The 19,586-nt window shown below is 43.1% G+C and carries 16 protein-coding genes, 1 riboswitch and 1 other annotated feature; of the genes, 9 read left to right on the top strand and 7 right to left on the bottom strand.

Annotated elements, in window-relative coordinates; all coding sequences use genetic code 11:
* Nucleotides 1-12: 12 nt before the first annotated feature.
* Nucleotides 13-1,017 carry a lipoate--protein ligase gene (locus IGK14_RS09915; protein WP_010749525.1) on the top strand — a complete coding sequence of 335 codons (1,005 nt, stop codon included), beginning with the start codon at nt 13-15 and terminating at the stop codon, nt 1,015-1,017.
* 45 nt (nt 1,018-1,062) lie between these two features.
* On the opposite strand, the gene proS is transcribed toward IGK14_RS09915, so the two are convergent.
* Complete coding sequence (proS, locus tag IGK14_RS09910; RefSeq protein ID WP_010749526.1) at nt 1,063-2,496, bottom strand: proline--tRNA ligase; 1,434 nt, start codon at nt 2,494-2,496, stop codon at nt 1,063-1,065.
* A 41-nt stretch (nt 2,497-2,537) separates the two neighbouring features.
* Nucleotides 2,538-2,742, bottom strand: a binding site (T-box leader).
* Between the two features lie 96 nt (nt 2,743-2,838).
* Complete coding sequence (locus IGK14_RS09905; protein ID WP_230209398.1) at nt 2,839-4,551, bottom strand: SNG1 family protein; 1,713 nt, start codon at nt 4,549-4,551, stop codon at nt 2,839-2,841.
* 308 nt (nt 4,552-4,859) lie between these two features.
* Between IGK14_RS09905 and IGK14_RS09900 the strand changes: the two genes are divergently transcribed.
* Nucleotides 4,860-5,378, top strand: a complete 519-nt coding sequence (locus IGK14_RS09900; RefSeq protein ID WP_010749528.1) for a S24/S26 family peptidase — start codon at nt 4,860-4,862, stop codon at nt 5,376-5,378.
* Nucleotides 5,379-5,440: 62 nt separating this feature from the next.
* On the opposite strand, the gene IGK14_RS09895 is transcribed toward IGK14_RS09900, so the two are convergent.
* The 4 genes from IGK14_RS09895 to IGK14_RS09880 are packed head-to-tail and all read right to left on the bottom strand — an operon-like array spanning nt 5,441 to nt 8,675.
* Complete coding sequence (locus IGK14_RS09895; RefSeq protein WP_051095383.1) at nt 5,441-6,121, bottom strand: energy-coupling factor transporter transmembrane component T; 681 nt, start codon at nt 6,119-6,121, stop codon at nt 5,441-5,443.
* Nucleotides 6,048-7,460: an ABC transporter ATP-binding protein gene (locus tag IGK14_RS09890; RefSeq protein WP_010749529.1), complete on the bottom strand. Its 1,413-nt coding sequence runs from the start codon at nt 7,458-7,460 to the stop codon at nt 6,048-6,050. Before IGK14_RS09890 ends, IGK14_RS09895 begins: the two co-directional genes overlap by 74 nt.
* Entirely contained in the window at nt 7,457-8,059 is a 603-nt protein-coding gene (locus IGK14_RS09885; RefSeq protein WP_010749530.1) for an ECF transporter S component, read from the bottom strand. The genes IGK14_RS09890 and IGK14_RS09885 overlap by 4 nt, the downstream gene beginning before the upstream one ends.
* Nucleotides 8,052-8,675 carry a YkoF family thiamine/hydroxymethylpyrimidine-binding protein gene (locus IGK14_RS09880; RefSeq protein WP_010749531.1) on the bottom strand — a complete coding sequence of 208 codons (624 nt, stop codon included), beginning with the start codon at nt 8,673-8,675 and terminating at the stop codon, nt 8,052-8,054. The genes IGK14_RS09885 and IGK14_RS09880 overlap by 8 nt, the downstream gene beginning before the upstream one ends.
* A 93-nt stretch (nt 8,676-8,768) precedes the next feature.
* Nucleotides 8,769-8,868: riboswitch (TPP riboswitch) on the bottom strand.
* Nucleotides 8,869-9,190: 322 nt separating this feature from the next.
* Between IGK14_RS09880 and IGK14_RS09875 the strand changes: the two genes are divergently transcribed.
* Together IGK14_RS09875 and IGK14_RS09870 are read left to right on the top strand one after the other, a co-directional pair.
* Nucleotides 9,191-10,729, top strand: a complete 1,539-nt coding sequence (locus IGK14_RS09875) for a zinc ABC transporter substrate-binding protein AdcA (protein WP_010749533.1) — start codon at nt 9,191-9,193, stop codon at nt 10,727-10,729.
* Between the two features lie 66 nt (nt 10,730-10,795).
* Nucleotides 10,796-11,806 carry a plasmid pRiA4b ORF-3 family protein gene (locus IGK14_RS09870; protein ID WP_010749534.1) on the top strand — a complete coding sequence of 337 codons (1,011 nt, stop codon included), beginning with the start codon at nt 10,796-10,798 and terminating at the stop codon, nt 11,804-11,806.
* Between the two features lie 90 nt (nt 11,807-11,896).
* Here the strand turns inward: IGK14_RS09870 and IGK14_RS09865 are convergent, their stop codons facing one another.
* Complete coding sequence (locus tag IGK14_RS09865; RefSeq protein ID WP_010749535.1) at nt 11,897-13,012, bottom strand: NAD(P)/FAD-dependent oxidoreductase; 1,116 nt, start codon at nt 13,010-13,012, stop codon at nt 11,897-11,899.
* Nucleotides 13,013-13,130: 118 nt separating this feature from the next.
* Here IGK14_RS09865 and recQ point away from each other — a divergent pair, with 118 nt between their 5' ends.
* The 5 genes from recQ to IGK14_RS09840 all read left to right on the top strand — a co-directional run bounded on the left by recQ (nt 13,131) and on the right by IGK14_RS09840 (nt 19,464).
* The gene (recQ, locus tag IGK14_RS09860) at nt 13,131-14,897 is read left to right on the top strand and encodes a DNA helicase RecQ (RefSeq protein WP_010749536.1); all 1,767 of its coding nucleotides are present in this window, start codon (nt 13,131-13,133) and stop codon (nt 14,895-14,897) included.
* A 57-nt stretch (nt 14,898-14,954) separates the two neighbouring features.
* On the top strand, nt 14,955-15,374 hold the full coding sequence (locus IGK14_RS09855; protein ID WP_010749537.1) for a GNAT family N-acetyltransferase: 420 nt from the start codon (nt 14,955-14,957) through the stop codon (nt 15,372-15,374).
* 57 nt (nt 15,375-15,431) lie between these two features.
* Nucleotides 15,432-16,172 carry a MurR/RpiR family transcriptional regulator gene (locus tag IGK14_RS09850; RefSeq protein ID WP_005229889.1) on the top strand — a complete coding sequence of 247 codons (741 nt, stop codon included), beginning with the start codon at nt 15,432-15,434 and terminating at the stop codon, nt 16,170-16,172.
* A 541-nt stretch (nt 16,173-16,713) separates the two neighbouring features.
* A complete protein-coding gene (locus tag IGK14_RS09845; RefSeq protein WP_010749538.1) occupies nt 16,714-17,079 on the top strand; it encodes a hypothetical protein in 366 nt (121 codons plus the stop codon).
* A 45-nt stretch (nt 17,080-17,124) separates the two neighbouring features.
* Entirely contained in the window at nt 17,125-19,464 is a 2,340-nt protein-coding gene (locus IGK14_RS09840; protein ID WP_010749539.1) for a lectin-like domain-containing protein, read from the top strand.
* The last annotated feature ends 122 nt before the right edge of the window (nt 19,465-19,586 follow it).

Raw genomic sequence — 19,586 nt, 5'->3', positions numbered from 1 at the left:
GGAACGAATAGTATGCTTTTTGTACCGAACGAACTGAATGACCCACGCATCAATTTAGCCATCGAGATTTTTCTTCTTCAAGAAATGAAAGTGGATGAACCCATCTTACTTTTTTACATTAATGAACCATCGATTATCATTGGACGCAATCAAAATACGATCGAAGAGATCAATAAGGAATATGTGGATGAACATGGGATCCATGTCGTTCGTCGTTTCAGCGGCGGCGGTGCAGTCTATCATGATTTCGGAAACTTGAATTTCAGCTTTATTATGCCTGACGATGGGAATTCTTTCAGAGATTTTGAAAAACTGACCAAACCAATCGTCCAAGCTTTACATGAGATGGGGGTTGAAGGGGCGCAACTAAAAGGCCGCAATGACCTTGTGATCAATGACATGAAGTTTTCTGGGAATGCGATGTACGCAACAAATGGTCGGATGTTTGCTCACGGCACGATCATGTTTGACAGTGACATCAATGAAGTAGTCAACGCCTTGAAAGTCCGTAAAGACAAAATCGAATCAAAAGGCATCAAATCGATCCGTTCAAGAGTGACCAACATCAAACCATTCTTGCCCAAAGAGAAGCAAGACATGACGACTGAAGAGTTCCGTCAAGAAATCTTATTGAAGATTTTTGGTGTCGATTCCGTGGAAGACGTCAAAACCTATGAACTAACAGAAGAGGATTGGGTCAAGATCAATGAGATTTCCGATAAGTATTATCGTAACTGGGATTGGAATTACGGCAAATCACCAGCCTTTGATATAGAACGCCGTCATCGATTCCCGATCGGCTCCATCGAAGTTCGTTTAAATGTGGCGGAAGGAAAAATCACGAATGCCAAAATCTTTGGCGACTTTTTCGGCCTAGGGGACATTGCAGATGTAGAACAAGCCCTGATCGGTACTCGTTATGCCAAAGAAGATTTGGCACAAGTCATTGCCAACATTGATGTCAAAAAATATTTTGGCAACATCACGCCTGAAGATTTTCTTTCATTGATTTATTAATCAAAAAACGAAGCAGCCTTTTCCATCTGGCTGCTTCGTTTTTTATTAGTATGCGCGGGCGATCCAAACGGTGTGTTTGGCAGGTTTCCCGCTGACGATATCGACCGTTTTTTCCATTGGCGCTTCAAACGGAATGTTCCGAGTGGTAAAGCCAGTTTCTTCTTTGATTTTGGCTTCGGTTTCTTCCGAGCCGTCCCAACCGATCAAAACAAAACCAGTCACTTTGTCTTCTTGTTTGCACGTTTCGATATGGGCTTTTAGTTCATCCAATGTATCGATGTTGGTGTACTCATTATCTTTGTTACGTTCCTTCGCAGCTGCTAATAAACGTGGAGTCATTGCTTGTAATTCTTGGTCAACAAACGCTTCTAATTCCTCAAGAGCGACTGTTTGCTTGTCAGCCAAGTCGCGGACTTTGACCATGACTTTGCCAGCTTCTAAATCTCTTGGGCCACATTCGATTCGCAAGCAAGCGCCTTTTAGTTCCCATTCATTGAATTTATAGCCAGGTGAGTTATCAGAATCATCCAAACGAACACGAATGCCCTTGGCTTTAAAGTTGGCATACAGTTCTTCTAATTTTTCTAAGATGGCTGGATTCTTTTTCCAAGGACCGACTGGTAACAACACAACTTGGGTTGGTGCAATGGTTGGTGGGAAAACTAAACCATTTTCATCGCCATGGGTCATGATCAAGGCACCTAACAAGCGGGTAGAGACACCCCAAGAGGTTGTGTGGGCATAGGTATGCTTGTTTTCTTTCGTTAAATACGTAATATCAAATGCTTCAGCAAATTTTGTACCCATGTAGTGGCTGGTTCCTGCTTGGACTGCTTTGCCGTCTTTCATCATCGCTTCGATCGAATAAGTATCTACTGCCCCTGCAAAGCGCTCAGATGGGGTTTTTTGTCCGCGATAAACAGGGATCGCTAGGAATTCTTCGCAAAGGCGGGCATATTCATCTAAGACTTTCATGGTGCGTTGACGAGCATCTTCTTCATTTTCATGAGCGGTATGGCCTTCTTGCCATAAAAACTCTGAGGTACGCAAGAAAGGCAATGTTTTCTTTTCCCAACGAAAGACGTTTGCCCATTGATTGATTTCATAAGGCAGGTCACGGTAGGAGTTGATCCAATCAGAAAAGGCAGAGCCGATCATGGTTTCTGAGGTTGGACGCAAGGCCAAAGGTTCTTCCAGTTTTTCGTTGCCGACTTCTGTGACCCAAGGTAATTCAGGGGCAAAGCCTTCGATATGATCCGCTTCCTTCATAAAGAAATTTTGCGGAATCAGCATTGGGAAGTATGCATTGCGAATGCCTTCTTTTTTCAAGAAACGATTGAACTCCTCTTGAATATGCTCCCAAAGTTCGAAGCCGTCAGGACGGAAAATAATGGAACCTTTCACTGGGGAGTAAGCCATCAATTCGGCTTTTTGGATCGTTTGGATATACCATTCTGTAAAATCATTTTTTTGTGTCATTGTTTTTCCTCCTTAAAAAAATAAAAAAGCATCTCGTCCTAAAAAAGGACGAAATGCTTGGATTTCGCGGTACCACCTTTGTTGATTATCGATCGGGATAATCCAACTCGTAAAGGATAAGGCCTTTCCACCGACCGTTTTGCGGTCATTGCCATTGGGTAGGTTCATTTTATCAGCGGGTGTCGATTTTTCAGCTGCCATCGACTCTCTAAGACCATCATAAAACTACTATTCCAATGCTTGTTGCTGTTCTTTATCATGCTAAAGCGAAAAAGCGAAAAAAGCAAGAGTTTTTTCGCTTTTTCTTAAAATAGACCGTTTAACGTATCGGAGAAAAGGCAGTCAGTCAAAAGACAGCAGATCCGCCTTAGCGGTAAGTGTCAAACGCAAAAAATGAAAACCATCTGAATCCTCGATACGCAGACTTCCTTGATAGACAAGACAAATTTGTTCCAGCATTTGCACATCGGTATGGATTGCCTGTCGTTTTGCTTCATCAGTTTGCAGTTTTTCTGCCTCATCCTCTGTTAAAAGCGGCATTTGACAGTCGATATGCAGCTGTTCTTTTGTGTCAGTCACTTTCAACGAAAGCCTGCGATTTTGAGGATCTGTGACCGAACAGGTGTAGCGGATGGCGTACTCTAAGCAATGGGCGATCAAGGACAGACGATCATTTTCTTCCAATCGTTCCAGTGGTTCCGTGAGGTCATCACAGGTAAGCGTGATTCTTTTTTGAGCGGCGGTGTGTTGATAATCAGCAAGCAGCATCGTCGTGATCGATTCTTTTTCAACCGCAGGGATCGTTAGCTGCTGCTTGATTTCTTCTTCAATCTCGCAAAGACCTTCATACGCAGCCGCTAGTTGTTCGTCTTCTAACATGTCTTTAATGGTATGGGTTCTCTTTTTGATGGTTTGTAAAACTTGCTGCCATTGTGCCGTTTGATCTGGACCGATCGCCTGCTGATTTTCATACAATCGCACTTTGATGTCTGCTGTGTCGATCTGCTTATTTTTGCCTTCACTGGCAAAAAAGAGTTTGAGGAACCCATAACAAGTAAAAATAAGTATCAGTAAGAAAAAGATGATCGAGCGCCAATTGATGTCAGATTGCGGGAGGACTAAAATATCCTGGATATACAAGAACCCATGACCGATTGCCGCGACAACGATCCAAGGTGCACAAAGGACATAAAATTGATTCTTTTTTAACGCCTCATAAATCGCCGCAAACGAAGTCACAAAGGTGCTGGTGATGTTTAACAAAAACAGATAGTTCATGACGACTGGCAAACTTTGTTTTTGAAAAAGTGCCAAAAACATGGCAAAGATCCCGAAGGAGTAGTGAACAAACAACCATTTCTGATAATACTTACGTACGAAGTGCATGTTTGTGTAGTAAAACCCAATCAAAAACATGGGCGTAATAATCGAAAGAAAATTTAACATAAATGAATTCACGATGGGAGAAAAAAGCAGTCCACCCAGCAGATCCCCGAAGCCTGCTTCTAAACCTGCACTTAAGGCAAAGCCACTGAATAAAATGGAAGATACTTTCAGCTTTCTTTGGTTGATAAAAGAAACGAAGAGATAAAATAAATTAAGGATACAAATAAATCCGGTAAATAGGAGGATATAGATATTCAAAATTGATAGACTAAAAACATAACCGATCAATGCATTGGCAGGACCGAAAAAGACTTCGGCTGGAAAGCCAGAATAGGTGTCGAAAGGACTAGTCACGTAGATCTTCAACGTCTTTCCAACGTAATCCTCTGGCAATGTGATAAAAGATAAGGTTTTGCCAGGATGGTTGAAGGTCAATGAATGTTCGGCAGCTTCATTGGTATAAATTTCTTGATCATCCAAATAGACGGTCATGTGTTGATGATCGCCAATCAGCAGCATCGTTGGATATTTGTATTCATTGGTCATTTTTCGCTGCATGACAAATCGCTCATTGGCTTTTACGCTAGGTGAATATTTCACATAACGGCTAATAAAAGTAGAATCAGGATTGTCTTCCGCATAAAAAATCCAATCTTCCTTCTTCTCCACGGTATGGTTATCAGAAGTAGGAGATAGGAAGAGTATAAGAAAAAAAACGATGCTTCCTAGCAAAAATAGAACGAGTAGGATAAAGGGAATCCAACGTTTAAAAAAGAACTTGTTATTTAAAAAAAAGCATACTTTTTCTCCTATGTTTTTTAATCGCCTTTAGCATAATATAAATAGTAAAATAAAGTCAAATAATAATCAGAAAAAATACGCATAAAAATTCAATGAATCGTTTTTAAATATTTGAAAAAAATTTAAATATGTTATAGAATCGAAAAAGAAACTGAGCCTTAGAAGGAGAAAAGAAAATGAAACTTTTGCCAAAACAAAGTATCATGCTCTCACTTTTTGTATTGTTGTTTATGCTGATTTCTGTTTTAGCGGTCGTGATTCCTCATGCGTTTGGTTTCACAATGGCCATCGTTAACAGCGATGCAATGGAACCTACATATTCCGAAGGGACATTACTTTTTGTTAAGAAGGCTTCAGAAGACAATTTGGTCGTTGGTAATGAAGTGACCTATTATGTCGATCACGGCAGACAGATGCGCACACGGCGAATCGTTGCAGTGGGAGAAAACCAATCGGTGCTTTATGCGATCGGTGATAACCAAAGCCAGATGGAACCAAAAGAAATCCAAAAAAGCCAATTGATTGGGCAACCCATTTTTTATATCCCTAAAGTAGGGGCTTGGCTCAATCAAACGACGATCCAGCTTTTTAAAAACATGTATTTCCTTTTCGCAATGTATATTTTAGTGACCACCTTGTTTGTAACGCTCTATCAAATCAAATCTGGATCCATAAAAAAATCAATCATCTCTTAGCCATAAGAAGGAAAAAGCCAAAGAAACGGCAGTGTTTCTTTGGCTTTTTCTCTTTTTCCCCTTTATAAGAGCAGTGTTCCAGCGAGGCCGATTATCAGACAAAAAGATAGAAAGAGCATATCGGCGAAAGTGATGCGAAATGACTTGGCGTAGGTTCGCTTTGCCTCGCTGTCAAATCCTCTTGAAAGCATCGCAGTCGCCAAGAGCTCAGACCAACGAATCGATTTGACCAGTAAAGGGATCAGCATCTTGAATGAAAATAGATTGACGGGGATTCCTCTAGAACGCATGCTATTACGGATATTCTGATACTCGGCTGGAATGATGGGCGCAATTTGAAACGCAGCGAGCAGACCATAGGCAAAAACGGCGGGGAGTCGCAGCTGTTGCTGCAGCGAATAGATCAGCTCATTGATCGTGGTCGATACACTGAAAGAACTACCCAACATACCAAAGCAATAGATACGGCTTGCCATGTCAAGTCCATAGCGCATAGCTGCTGCTGAGGAGGAGCCACCTTGGTTGTCCTGGTAGTAAAGGAGTCCGGTGAAAAAGACCCCCACAGCTGCCAAGGTCAATGCAGAAACAAGCAAAAGGCTTTTTTTCAAAGAGCGTTCGTTTACAGAAACAGCAAAGAACAGGACACAGAGTAGCAGATTCAATCTGAAATTATTTTGAAAAGAAACCAGTAAGGCGAGTCCTAAAATGGCGAATAACTTGACTGTCGGGTTGAGGGTGCGCATCTATGTCCTCCTTTTCATAATGATTAAAATCAATGATTTGTGAACAAAATGCTTCCAATAATAAGACATCGTGACTAACGATTAAAACCAAGGTGCCGCTTGCGGCTTTTTCGGTTAACAACTGCATGACCTGCCAAGCTTGCTTGACATCTTGGCCATAGGTCGGTTCATCCACCAACAGTAATTTGACTGGTCGCTGCAATAAAGCTGCTACTGCCAAGCGTCTTTGCTGGCCTTGGCTGAGTAGAAAAGGGGACTGAGTGCTCTTGTTTTGTAGTCGCAATTTTTCCAGCAGTTTGTCACTCTCGGTCGCTGCACGTCCTTGGCTAAGCTCCTGTGCCACTGTAGCAGCCAAAAACTGGTCCTGCGGATTTTGCATGATCCAGCTGATGGACCGTAAAGGGGAGGGATGCTTCTTGATTGGATCCCCGCACAGGCGAATGGTTCCTGAGTACGCCTGCTGCTGCAAGATCGCTTTTAAAAACGAAGATTTGCCGCTGCCGCTACGTCCGGTAAGACCAATCATTGTCCCACTATCAAAGGTAAGATTCGGAAAAACAATCGCTTGGTTACGGATCGGCAGGCGAAAATCTTGAAAAGATAGCCGCTCTTTTGCAGAAAGTTTCTTAATCTCAACAGGCGCTAGTGACCTGCGCAGCTCCTGATCGAGTGTGCGCATCTTTTCTTGATCGACGGATCTGAATCCTTCTTCAATCAGCAGCCACTCAGCTACCCAGTCAGCAGTTTCTTTGATTTGATGGTCGATCAGTAAGATGCCAATGGCATGTTGCTTTTGGAGCTGTCGCAGTTTTCGAATGATTTTTTGACTTGTGTCAGCGTCCAAATTGGCAAATGGTTCATCCAAAAGCAAGTAGCGACTCTTTAAAATCAGACAACAAGCCAATGCTACTAACTGTTTCTCACCGCCAGACAAGGTCGTAAAGGGCTGATCGGCAAGATGGCTGATCTCGCAAAACGTCAAGGCTTCCGCTACTTTTTTTGGCATGTCGGCTTGGGGAATACATTGATTTTCAAGACAAAACAGTAGTTCTTCTCGAGGCGTGGCCATACAAAATTGCATATCTGGATTTTGAAACAGTAAGCTGATCGACGTGCTTCTTTCTCGAATGGAAAGCTGGTTTAGCGTTTGGTCATCGATCGTATAGGTTCCTTCTTCAAACCCTTTCTCGTTAAGCCCCGCTAAGAGGTAGAAAAGAGTGCTTTTTCCTGTTCCTGAAGCACCATAGATTCCTTTTGTTTCTCCGGGGGCTAAAGACAGTGTCAGATCAAGCCGTTTTTGATCCACGAAAAAGCAGCCATTTTTCACGAGCAGGCTCATGCCGCTTCTCGTTTGGCGCTAATGGTTTGGTCTTCAGCAATCGGGTAACTGTTGAGAACGCCCATGCGTGTCAGATGGTCACAGACGATCTTGACCAAAAAGGCGGAAAAGAATAAAGAAGAAAGCAAGCGAATAATAAAAATCACCACCAACAACTGCCATTGCAAGTCAACGAAATTTGACCGAATGATCCCCCAAAGAAAACTCGTGATCGTGGCGCCAATGGCACCAGTGATCAAAGGGAACCAGCCATAGCGACGGTAGCCACCTAATGCAAAGCCAGCTTCTGTTCCAATCCCTTGTACAAACCCGCTGATAAAAATAATCGGTCCATAAAAATTCCCCATAAACACTTCTAAAAGTGCGGCGATCATCTCAGTGATCGTCGCTGCGCCCGGTTTTCGCAGCACATAGCCAGCAAAAGCCGCTGCCATGAACCATACCCCGAAAATAAACTCATTCGCTAAAACAGACAAACCAAAGGGTGTTAAAAGCGTACCTAACAACAGCCCAAAATGAACAGCGCCCAAATAGATCACGCCAAAAATCAACGAAGCGATCCCCACCATAATGACATCTTTTAAGACCCATTTAGTCATGCGACACCGCCTTCTTTTTGGAAGGACTGTTGACTGAGACCGTTGCTTCTAACACATAATGGGGAAGATGGTCATGGGCATACGCTAATGCCGCTTCAAAATACCCAAAGAGTTGGTTGGCCGTTCCCGTCAGCATCGTGACATAATGGGCGGAGCGTGGAGCCAAACCATAGGTTTCTGCCAGTTGGACGATGGTGGCGATCTCTTCCATATAATTGTTTTCCCCAAATACATAAAACGAGTATTTACAATCCACGTCAAACGTACCATTCATAAGATTGCTTGCTTTATTGGGTTGTGCCTGTTCTCCATTCAAAAACGCGTCACCTGCAGAATCGCCAGGACAGCCCTTAGAAAAAGTAAACTCACCCACGAGGTGTGTCTTGGATTCGTAAGCGTTGATAAATAGCCCAGCTGCCGCATCGACAACACTTGGGGCTTCCCCTCGGAAAAGGGTGCTGAACAGATCGGTTTGCTGCCAAACAGCTGTTGTATCCGTCCGCTCAATGCTCGTTACGATTTGTTGCGCAAAGTGGTCTTTCATGGGGTACAAACTTACTCGGCACCCAGTGATATCGATCCCGCCTGCGGCACAGGCGATTGGTTCATTTGTCATTTTCTCTTCTCCTCTCGATGGTTTTTCTGTCTACAAAAAAAGCGTTCCTCCTTTTTCTATCCACACGTAGACAGAAAAAATGGGAACGCGAAAAATCATGCGCTGCCACTTCCCTACGTTGGTACTAACCAAATCAGGTTCTAAGGGACCAGACTTACGTCTATCTCAGCATAAAGCGCCCCTAGTGGATAATCTTCTATTCAATTACCCCTCGAGTGTAGCACAGGACCCAGCAAAGGACAATAAAAAGAGATGTTCGACGATTGAAAAAAAATTAGCAGAGCAAGTCTTTCAAGGAAGTTTCTTCACTGATATCTGTGGTGGTACATATGAAGGTTTTTACATATAAAAAAACAAGTGGAAAAGCGGTTGACAGGTTGCAAATAGTTGTGTAAAGTATAAAACCGATGGTAAAACGTAAACGTTACGTTTTGTTTTTCTAAATCGTAATTGATTTATCAGTATTTTACCAAGGAAAAGAAAAAGAGGAAAAATAAAAGGAGTGTAGTTAGAAAATGAAGAAGTTTTTTAAAATAACGATGTTATCAGCAGTAGCCCTCGCATTGGCTGCCTGTGGTCAAGGTGGTTCTGACGCTACGGAGCAGTCAGGAAACGCCTCTTCTGAGAATGAACAAATTCAGGTCATGGCCACGTTTTATCCGATGTATGATTTTACACGCCAAGTCGTAGGGGAGGAAGGGCAGGTCGAATTATTGATGCCCGCAGGCACTGATTCCCACGACTACGAACCTTCTGCAAAGGACATGGCAAAGATTCAAGATGCGGATGTCTTTGTCTACAACAATGAAAACATGGAAATGTGGGTTCCTTCGATTGAAGCTACGTTAAATGATGGAGATGTGACAGTGGTCAAAGCCACAGAAGGAATGGTCTTACTTCCAGGAGACGAGGATCATGATCATGACCACGATCATGGCGATGATGGTCATTCCCATGAATTGGATCCCCATGTTTGGTTAGCACCAAGCTTAGCCATGAAACAAGTAGAGGCGATCCGTGACCAACTAAGTGAGGCTTATCCAGCGAAAGCGACAGCCTTTGCTGAAAATGCTGCGAATTATTTAGCGAAGTTACAAGAGCTTCATGCGTCTTATGAAGAAGCGTTTAGCAATCCAGCGCAAAATCACTTCGTGACCCAGCACGCAGCTTTTGGTTATTTGGCATTGGAATACGGGTTGACCCAAGTACCAATCTCTGGTCTTTCACCAAGCGAGGAACCTTCCGCTTCACGAATCGCAGAACTAAAAGAGTTCGTTCAAGAAACAGGTATCCAAACGATTTACTTTGAAGAAAATGCCAAAGACAGTATTGCACGAACGTTAGCTTCAGAAGCAGGTGTCGAACTGGCTGTCTTGAATCCATTAGAAGGGTTGACCCAAGAGCAAATGGATAACGGGGAAGACTATATTTCGATCATGGAACAAAACCGTGATGCCTTGAGAAAAACGACCGATGTAGCAAATGACAAAGAAATAGCGGAAGCCGAAAAAGAAAAAACGGTTTATAACGGCTATTTCGAGGATGCAGATGTTCAAGATCGTCCCTTATCTGATTGGGCAGGAGAATGGCAATCCGTGTATCCATTTTTACAAGACGGAACATTAGACCAAGTGTTTGATTATAAAGCAAAAATGGACAAGAAAATGACGGCTGACGAATACAAAGAGTATTATACGACCGGTTATCAAACAGATGTTGCTCAGATCAAGATCACAGACAATACAATGACGTTTATCTTCGATGATGGTACGAAGAAAGAAGCAAATTATGTGTATACTGGCAAAGAGATTTTGAACTATTCCGCTGGTAATCGGGGCGTACGTTTCTTGTTTGAAAGCACTGACGAAGATGCGGCATTCAAATACATCCAATTCAGCGACCATATGATCGCACCAAGTGCGTCCCATCATTTCCATATCTTCTTCGGCAATGATAGTCATGAAGCCTTATTAGAAGAAATGGATCAATGGCCAACCTATTATCCAACTGGGATGAGCGGATTAGAAATTGCACAGGAAATGCTTTCCCATTAAAAAAAAGATTGACAATCCTCGCTCTTTTCGTCAAAGTAAACTTGATAGGAAGGAGCGAGAATTTTTTTGGAAAAAACATTGAAGAAATTAGCGAAAGTGATTGACCGTATGATGGATCACGTTGATTTGTATGGCGGACCAAGTGTGGTTAGTGACGACGATCTTGAACACTACTTAGATCCTGTTTTTTACTTGATCTTTTGCGCGGAAACAGATGGTGGCATGACTAAATTAAAAGACAAAGTCTTTGTCGAATCGGTGTATACCGAAATGCTGCCTCAAGAAGTACCGTACAGTTTAAATTTTCTTCCGTTTGCCAAAACAGCCATTGAAGACTTTTATTACTGCATGTATAAAGAAAAGCATATCACCAAAACACAATACCAAGAAATCGCCTTTGTATTGGCTGAAAAACAACCTATCTTTTTCGCACGGATGTCCAAACCCCAGTTTTGGTCAGCTGAAAAGAAAGAAGCGATGTTAGCGATGATTCAAGACACCGATCCTGAAGAACATGAACTATTGCCCGTTGATGACCCGCGTATTGCTGCAATCTCGCCAAAAATCGTCCCATTTCCAACGAAACATACGGCCTTTGATGAAGCGGCGAATAGACCAGTCGCCTATCAGATCCGTATTGATTTAGAAGGATACCGTCCGCCAATTTGGCGTCGTTTGATCATTCCTGCAGGGCTGACTTATGAGCAGCTGCATATTTTGATCCAGATTGCCTTTGAGTGGATGAATCAACATTTGTACTTGTTTATTGCCGGTTCGAAATCGATCGGCTTAGGCAATTCCGTACCAACGGATGCTTCCGGTATTGACCAAGATTTTCAGTATTGCAAGTCCATGACCTACATTTATGATATGGGGGCAGATTGGACACATAAGATCAAAATTGAAAAAGTGTTGACCACAGAAGATCACCCAGATCCCGTCGTTCCAGTTTGTATCAAAGCTGTTGGCGATGTTCCAATTGAAGATGCCTTTGATGACGATTTCCGAGAACCACTGGATCGCGAGATCATCAATGAAGTGTTACTCGATTATTGGGAAACAGGAGAATATGTTTAGCGATCAGCTAGAAGACTGTATCGTAACTCTGCAAGACTATCAATGACAACCACCAGACCCTAGCGGTTCTGGTGGTTTTTTAGTCTTCTGTCAAAGACGCTTCTTGATATATTCTGTCATCGGTTTTGTGTAGCTCAAGAATTTTTTTGGTTGAGATCGTCCATCATTGATCCGATTGGCTAGGAGATAACCGATATAAGGCCCGGTCGTTAACCCAGAAGAACCAAGTCCACTGGCGGCGAACAAATTCGTTTCATCAGGCACTTCCCCAAAGAACGGCGCAAAATCAGAAGTATAGGCACGTGTGCCAACGCGCATGGTCACAGGCGTGGCAAAGAGTGCTTCGGGATCTTCAAGAAAAGCACCGATTCCTGTCATCAATTGCTGCTGGGCAGCTTCCGTAGGCGTCAGATCCCAACCAGCATCATTTTCATGCGTAGCGCCTAATAAAATTTGACCATTTGAGAAGGGGATCAAGTCGCCTTCACCCTCTAGCATGGCGACTGGCCAATTATCTGTCGGCAAGTTGGCAGCAAAGGAAAGCAATTGGCCTTTTTGCGGACGAATATCAACGTGATACCCCAAAGGTGATAACAAGTCTAACAATCCAGGTCCAGCTGTCAGACAAAGAACCTCAGCCTCAAGGAGTTGATCCTTTGCTTTGATTTGCCAATGGCTGTCCTTTCTTAAAATTTCGGCTTTTTCTTCGATAAAAGTCACTTGCTGCTGTAAGGCAACTCCTTTTACGTGCGCAAGATAAGCACGACCATCTAAACGACCACCCCCTGAGATCCGTAATGAGGGCATTTCCTTCAATAATGGCAGTGCCTCTTTGGTTTGTGGTTCTGTCAGTAACTCGATCTCGCCGATTTCTGGCGCTTCTTTGCGGCGACTTACAGCCAGATCTGCTAGCTCCTGAAGCGCGTTTTCGGGACGCACCACCAACGTGCCACAGGGGGCATAGATGGAATCATCTAATGCAAAATCCCGCACCAATTGTGGGAAAAACGCGGCACCGTCTTGTGCAAGCTGGTACCATTTTTTATTGCGGCGTTTGGAGAGCCAAGGGGAGATGATGCCAGCACTAGCAGACGTTGCTTGCCCGATAAGGGAATCAACGACAGTCACGTCAAATTTGGTTTTATCAAGATAATTGGCGAGGGTCAATCCAATGATCCCACCGCCGATAATCACAACTTTTTTCATAGTAGAAGACTCCTTTGGTTGATTTCAATGAAAAGCGAATAAAAAGCGAAAGTTCTCTTAATGCCGTTTTCTTTGCGTACTTAATTGCGTATAATAAGGAAATGGAAAAGAGGGTATTATGCAAACTATTCAAACAGTCTTAAAAGAACATTTTGGCTATTCACAGTTTCGTGAAGGTCAAGAGACGATTATTCAATCTATTTTAACACAACAAAATGTTTTGGGAATCATGCCTACTGGTGGCGGGAAATCGATTTGTTATCAGTTACCAGCGCTCTTGCTGGATGGGGTCACCTTGGTCATTTCACCTTTGATTTCTTTAATGAAAGATCAAGTAGACAGCCTCGTTGATATGGGGATCCCCGCTGCTTACATCAATTCTTCCTTGACAGGAGCACAGATCAATCAACGCTTGCAAGAAGCTCGCCAAGGACGAATCAAGCTGCTGTACGTTTCTCCAGAACGTCTGGACTCAGAAGCTTTTCGCTATTCGCTGCGGCAGATGCCGATCGCTTTGTTAGCCGTTGATGAGGCCCACTGTATTTCCCAATGGGGCCACGATTTTCGCCCGAGCTATCTGCGGCTCGCCGAAACGATCGACAATTGGGAACAAAAGCCCACGATCGTAGCCCTTACCGCAACAGCTACGCCCAAAGTTGCCGAAGATATCGAAAACTTACTTTCGATTCCAGCTGAAAATCAAGTCAAGACCGGCTTTGCGCGGGAAAATTTGGCTTTTCAAGTCGTCAAGGATCAAAAAGATACCTACATAACGACGTATTTGAAAATGAACCAAGGACAATCAGGTATTATTTACGCCAGCACCCGCAAAGAAGTGGAACGAATCTATCACCTGTTGAAGCATGAACACGTGTCAGTCGGGTATTACCATGGCGGGCTTTCAGAAGAAGAGCGCTCCTTTTTCCAAGAAGAATTTCTCTATGACCGCCTACAAGTGATGGTAGCCACCAATGCATTCGGAATGGGAATCAACAAAAGCAACGTCCGCTTCGTGATCCATGCCCAGATACCAGGTAATTTGGAGTCTTATTATCAAGAAGCAGGGCGTGCTGGACGAGATGGGGAACCCAGTGATGCGATCTTGCTTTATGCTCCGCAAGACATGCAGATCCAGCAATTCTTTATCGATCAATCCGAATCAGACATTCTTTATCGCCAAAACGAATACTTGAAGTTGCGGGAGATGAGCCAATACGGACATACCCAACTGTGTTTGCAGCGCTATATTTTGCGTTATTTCGGAGAAGATGGTCCCGATTGCGGACGTTGTAGCAATTGTCTTGATGAAAGAGAACAAGTGGATATCACAGTGGATACACAAAAAGTGTTGTCATGTGTGAAACGAATGGGCGAACGCTTTGGGAAAGCCTTGGTGGGGAAAGTGCTAACTGGCTCAGGCGATCAAAAAGTCAAACAGTGGGGCTTTGAAAAGTTACCAACTTATGGATTAATGAAAGATTGGTCCCAAAAGGAAGTCAATCAGCTGATCGATTATTTAACAGCATCAGGGTATCTTTTGCCGTCTGAAGGGCAATACCCGTTGTTAAGTGTGACCAATGCGGGGATTGATGTGTTGCTTGGAAAAGCAAAAGTTTATAGAAAACAAACCAAAGTCAAACAGTTAGTGGTGGATGATGAGCTATTCGATCAACTGCGCACCTTACGATTGAATCTTGCACAAGAACAAAATTTGCCGCCGTATGTGGTTTTTTCTGATAAAACACTGCGAGAGCTGGCAGAAGTCCAGCCAAAAACACCGATCGAGTTTTTACAGATCAAAGGAGTTGGCCAAAATAAGTTGGATAAGTATGGCGACGCCTTTTTAGCATTGCTTTCTGAATACGAAAAGACGGAAAGTGACTAAAACAGATCATTTTTCTAAGATAAGACAAAAAAGACAGCAGGAAGGGAGGAAACATCAGTGATTACGATTCGACCGGCAGTAGCTGCAGATCAAGCATTTTGGTTTTCTTTGGATACTCACTTACCAACGGAAGTCTTCGCCAAAAAGATAATGGAAAAAACTGCTTATGTTGTAGTTGCAGACGAACAGCCAGTAGGGTTACTGCGCTACAATTTTTTCTGGGACACGATTCCTTTTTGTACCATGTTAGTGATCGCAGAAGCGCATCAAGGCAAGGGACTTGGGAAACGGTTGGTTACTTATTGGGAACAACAGCAAAAAGCAGCCGGCCATGCTCTTTGTTTGACTTCCACGCAAGTCGACGAGCAGGCACAGCATTTCTATCGCAACCTTGGTTACCAAGATGCCGGTGGGTTACTTTTGACAAGTCCTGGATTTGAACAGCCGATGGAATTGTTCCTTGTCAAACAGTTGTGATGTTTCTGCCAGCTTATGGTACATTGATAGGAGAACAAAAAAATAGGAGCGTTTAACATGTCTTTTTTTGGAAAAATCGATTTCAATGAGTTATCAGAGACCGATCGTGCAATCTATCATTACATGTCCAGCCAAAGTGATAAAATTCCTTACATGCGTGTCCGGGAGATCGCGCTTGAATCCCACACTTCAGCTTCTTCGGTCATGCGCTTTATCCGTAAATTAGGGTATGAGAGCTTTACGGAGTTTCGTACCCAGTTTAAAGTCCCTGAATTAGATGCCGTTAGTTTTTATAGCAGCATGAATGTCCTGAATGCTGAACATTTTCCGCGAGATATTGAAGGAAAGATTCGTCGGATCGCAGAAAGAATGTTGGAATGCGACAACATCATTTTTTATGGCATCGGTGCCTCTGGTTCCATGTGTGAATACGCTGCCCGCCGTTTTGCTACGATTGGGTTTAATAGCTATGCATTAGTGGATAATACGTACCCCATTTTTGCTAAGTTGAAGCATACTTCGGATAATATGATCGTCGTCTTGTCCATCACGGGAATGACTACCGAGATCATTGAAGTCGTCAATGGGTTTCGTAACAATCCAGACTTCACCACGGTAGCGATCACCAGTGATGCCAATAGCACTCTGGGACGAATGTCCGATTATGTCTTGGACTATTCAGTTGATGTAAAACGCATCAACAAGTATGAAGATTTGACGACGCAAATTCCTTGTCTTTTCTTAGTGGAAGCGTTGTCGGAGACGGTTCGTCAGTTTTCTTTATCCGCAGGGGAATGAGAAACGTTTTTCCTTTAATAAATGAAAAAACAAACTGGTTCAATGGATCAAGATGCTTTTCTCTTGATGACTTTTGGAACAGTTTGTTTTTTTGAATTTTAGCAAGCTAATTAAGGTTCAGTCTTGTTTAAAGAAAATGAGAGGGGCGCCTGACATGAAGCGTTGATTCAAGGTATCGAGGATTACGGGAATAACGTAATCTAAAATCATTGAGCTTTTTGTTGAATAAAGAGAGATGGCAAGTTTCTAAAATAGTTGCAACAATAACATATGAATGAAACGTATGTTTTTTAAACTTCATGCAGGATATTCATCGATCGAGGAATATCGTGAATTTTAATCTAAGTAGAACATCGATATAATTAGTATGACATGTTTGAAAACCATCGTTTTTGAGATATCAAATACGACAATGATCAAAAAAGAATGAATCCCATTTAAACAGTACTATTTAGACTTTTGTAAAGAGATCTACCTAAAAAAATAACACGTCTCAAAAACGATGGTTTTCGAAATGAACAACTCACAAGGAGGAGGGAGAATGGATATTAACGGTGCGTCAATTAGAGGAAGGGCTTTGAAAGTATGTTTGGTCTTATTGTTCGCTTTCGGGTTTACAAGAACGAGTTTTGGCGATGAGAGACGTTCAACGGAAACGGAAGGGACAGTGATGTTTACCGGGATTTATGAGCCTGTGGATCAACCAGAACCATCTCCGCCAACAGGTCCTGTTCCGCGTCCACCGCAAGACACGGGTAAGCCCGGCGGGCAGCTACCCCAGACAAACTTCATTCAACGATTGGATTGGGTGATTCTAGGAAGTCTCTTGCTGATCACCGCACTTAACGTTTACGTAGTAAAACAACTTATCAACAAAGGGAAATCAACATCCCTTAAGTGGGACTAGATCCCATGGGAAAAATAAGAGAAATGACATTTAGGAGTGAATGCGATGAACTCATTTTTTCGCAAAAAAAATAAGTGGTTGCTGGTTCTACTTGCCTTACTCCCACTGATTACAACATTAACAATCATGAATGCCGAGACGATTTTTTTGTGGACACCAGAGGAAGAACACGAGGAGAAAGCAGACGATGAAGTGAGTGGAGAAATCTCCTTTGCGGAGGAACTGATCCAAGGCGAGGTCGAGCACGTATTAGATTTTATTTTCTATTCAGAAGTTGCCCTCGAAACGGTGAACATCACGTTGCCTCAGGAAGTAAGCATTGATCAGGAAGCTTTGAACGATGAGCTAACGGTGGTAGAAACAGACTACGAAGGTGTGTGGCAGCTGAACAGCGAGACCCCACAGACGACTTTTGTCTTACCCATTCTTGTGGATACGATCGGAGAATGTGAGATCATCGTTGCCGAGACTGCTACACAGCGCCTGCTGATCTTAGATCATACGGATGCCGAAGACACTGATTCGACTGAAGAAGAGAATGACTCTGCGGAAGCAGATCAAGCAGATGAGGCTGCGGATGAAGTAGTGAGAGAGACAGAAGTAGATGATAGAAGTGATCCTACAGCTAAAATCCGAATTGAGCGAGCAGATTTCTTAGATCATTTTGATTTGCAAGGAGAACCTATCAAAGCTACTTATAACGAGCAAACAGGAGAAGTGCTGTTAACGCCCAATCTATCAAATCACGTTGGTAATGTTACTTTAAAAGAAAGGCTCAGTTTGGATCGTCCATTTACGCTAAAAGGCAAAGCAAATATCGGAACGAGATTAGACGGAGCCGATGGCATTGCTTTTGGCTTTCACAATTCGGCTACAAATGAAGTCGGGTATCCAGGAAATGCGTTTGGTATTGGCGGTTTGATCGATGGCTTTGGGTTTAAATTGGACAATAATTATAACACTACACCTAGTGTTTTTGAAGAATTCACGAATCGATTTGAGGTGATTAGAGATCCAATGTCTGTTGGCGGTGCGCCATTCGCTGGATTCATCTATCATACAGGTCCGCGAACGATGGCGACCTATACCGGCAATGATGCATTACCGCAAAGAGCTGGAAATCGCTTGGGACATGATTTGGATGTACTTATTCAATATCAGCCGGATGAAAATGGGAGATGGTTTCAAGTCGATTATGACAATCGGACATGGCGTAGAGATATTAGTGATTGGCAACCTGAGGATGTTTCTGCGATGGCTTTTCTTATTACTGGAAGTACAGGTGCAAGGAGTGATCGCCATACCTTTACTTTTGATTGGATGGAATATCACATTGGTACTGGAACCGTCCATGTAAACTATCTGGATCGAGAGACAGGGGAGCATATTCTTCCTGCTGAAACACTGGATCTGCCGTTACGCACTCTTCATACACTGGACCCCAAGAACCGAGAGAGCGATGAACCCTATCAGTTAGGGTATGACTATTACGGGGTTGAGTATGTCACAGAACACTTTGATCCAGGTACATTTGATATTATGCCGCAGCCTTTCCATCAGGATGTTACTTTTTTATTTGATCGCGTGCCATCGAACATCAAGATCAATCATATAGATGAAGAAGGGATAACACTGAGGGAACCAACCTATCAAGGAGAATTCGTAAATGAATCGGTTGATATCTTGCCTTTGCCAATTCCTTATTATCAATATCTTTACGAGCGGGACGGTCAGCCGCTGGAAACAAGAGTCACCCGAGCTGAACAAGAATACTGGCTAGTTTATGGTTTGGAAAGTACTCCGCAACCAGTAGACCCTCTTGATCCGGATACGCAAGTAAATCCTGAGAATCCGCCTGAGATTGATGAAGAACAAGGGTTTGTCAGCTTGGATTTTGTTTCCCAATTCCAGTTTGGGACAGTTGGCATTCGGTCAGAAACGACGACCTACGATGCCCTGCCGCAAAAACTCCTTCAGCCGGCTGATCCAAATGATAATCTACGCCCTAATTATGTGCAGGTTTCAGATCGGAGGCGGGAAAATTCCGGTTGGACCCTCCGTGCAACCTTACGAGAGCCTTTTGAAAGTGATGAAGGGCATCAACTGACTGGTGCTAGAATTTTATTAGACAATATCGATGTAGTAACGACTCGAGAAAACGTGTCTGAGCCACCTACTCACAAACAGCAAGCAGCACTGACTGTTGGAAATGCGGAGATAATCGCACAAGCAGGTGCCAACCAAGGCAGAGGCACTTGGGTCCAGCGCTTTGGCGATCGAGACACAATGGATCAAAGTGTCAAACTTGAGGTGCCAATTAGTGCGACTCCTCAAGCCACGAGATATTCAGCAACCATTCTTTGGGAACTATCATTTGTTCCTTAACAATAAACAAAAAGAAGCTGCAGCAAATTGCAGCTTCTTTTTTTGCTCAAAGGACTAGTGGTACTATTAGCTCCTGGTTTTTCTTGGATAACTAAAAGATTATATTCTTCCTTGTCTTACAT

The sequence above is a fragment of the Enterococcus sp. DIV0970a genome, assembly GCF_051711265.1.
Classification (GTDB): domain Bacteria; phylum Bacillota; class Bacilli; order Lactobacillales; family Enterococcaceae; genus Enterococcus_D; species Enterococcus_D casseliflavus.
Note: the sequence above shows the minus strand (reverse complement) of the source record. Positions and strands in the feature narration are given on the sequence as shown.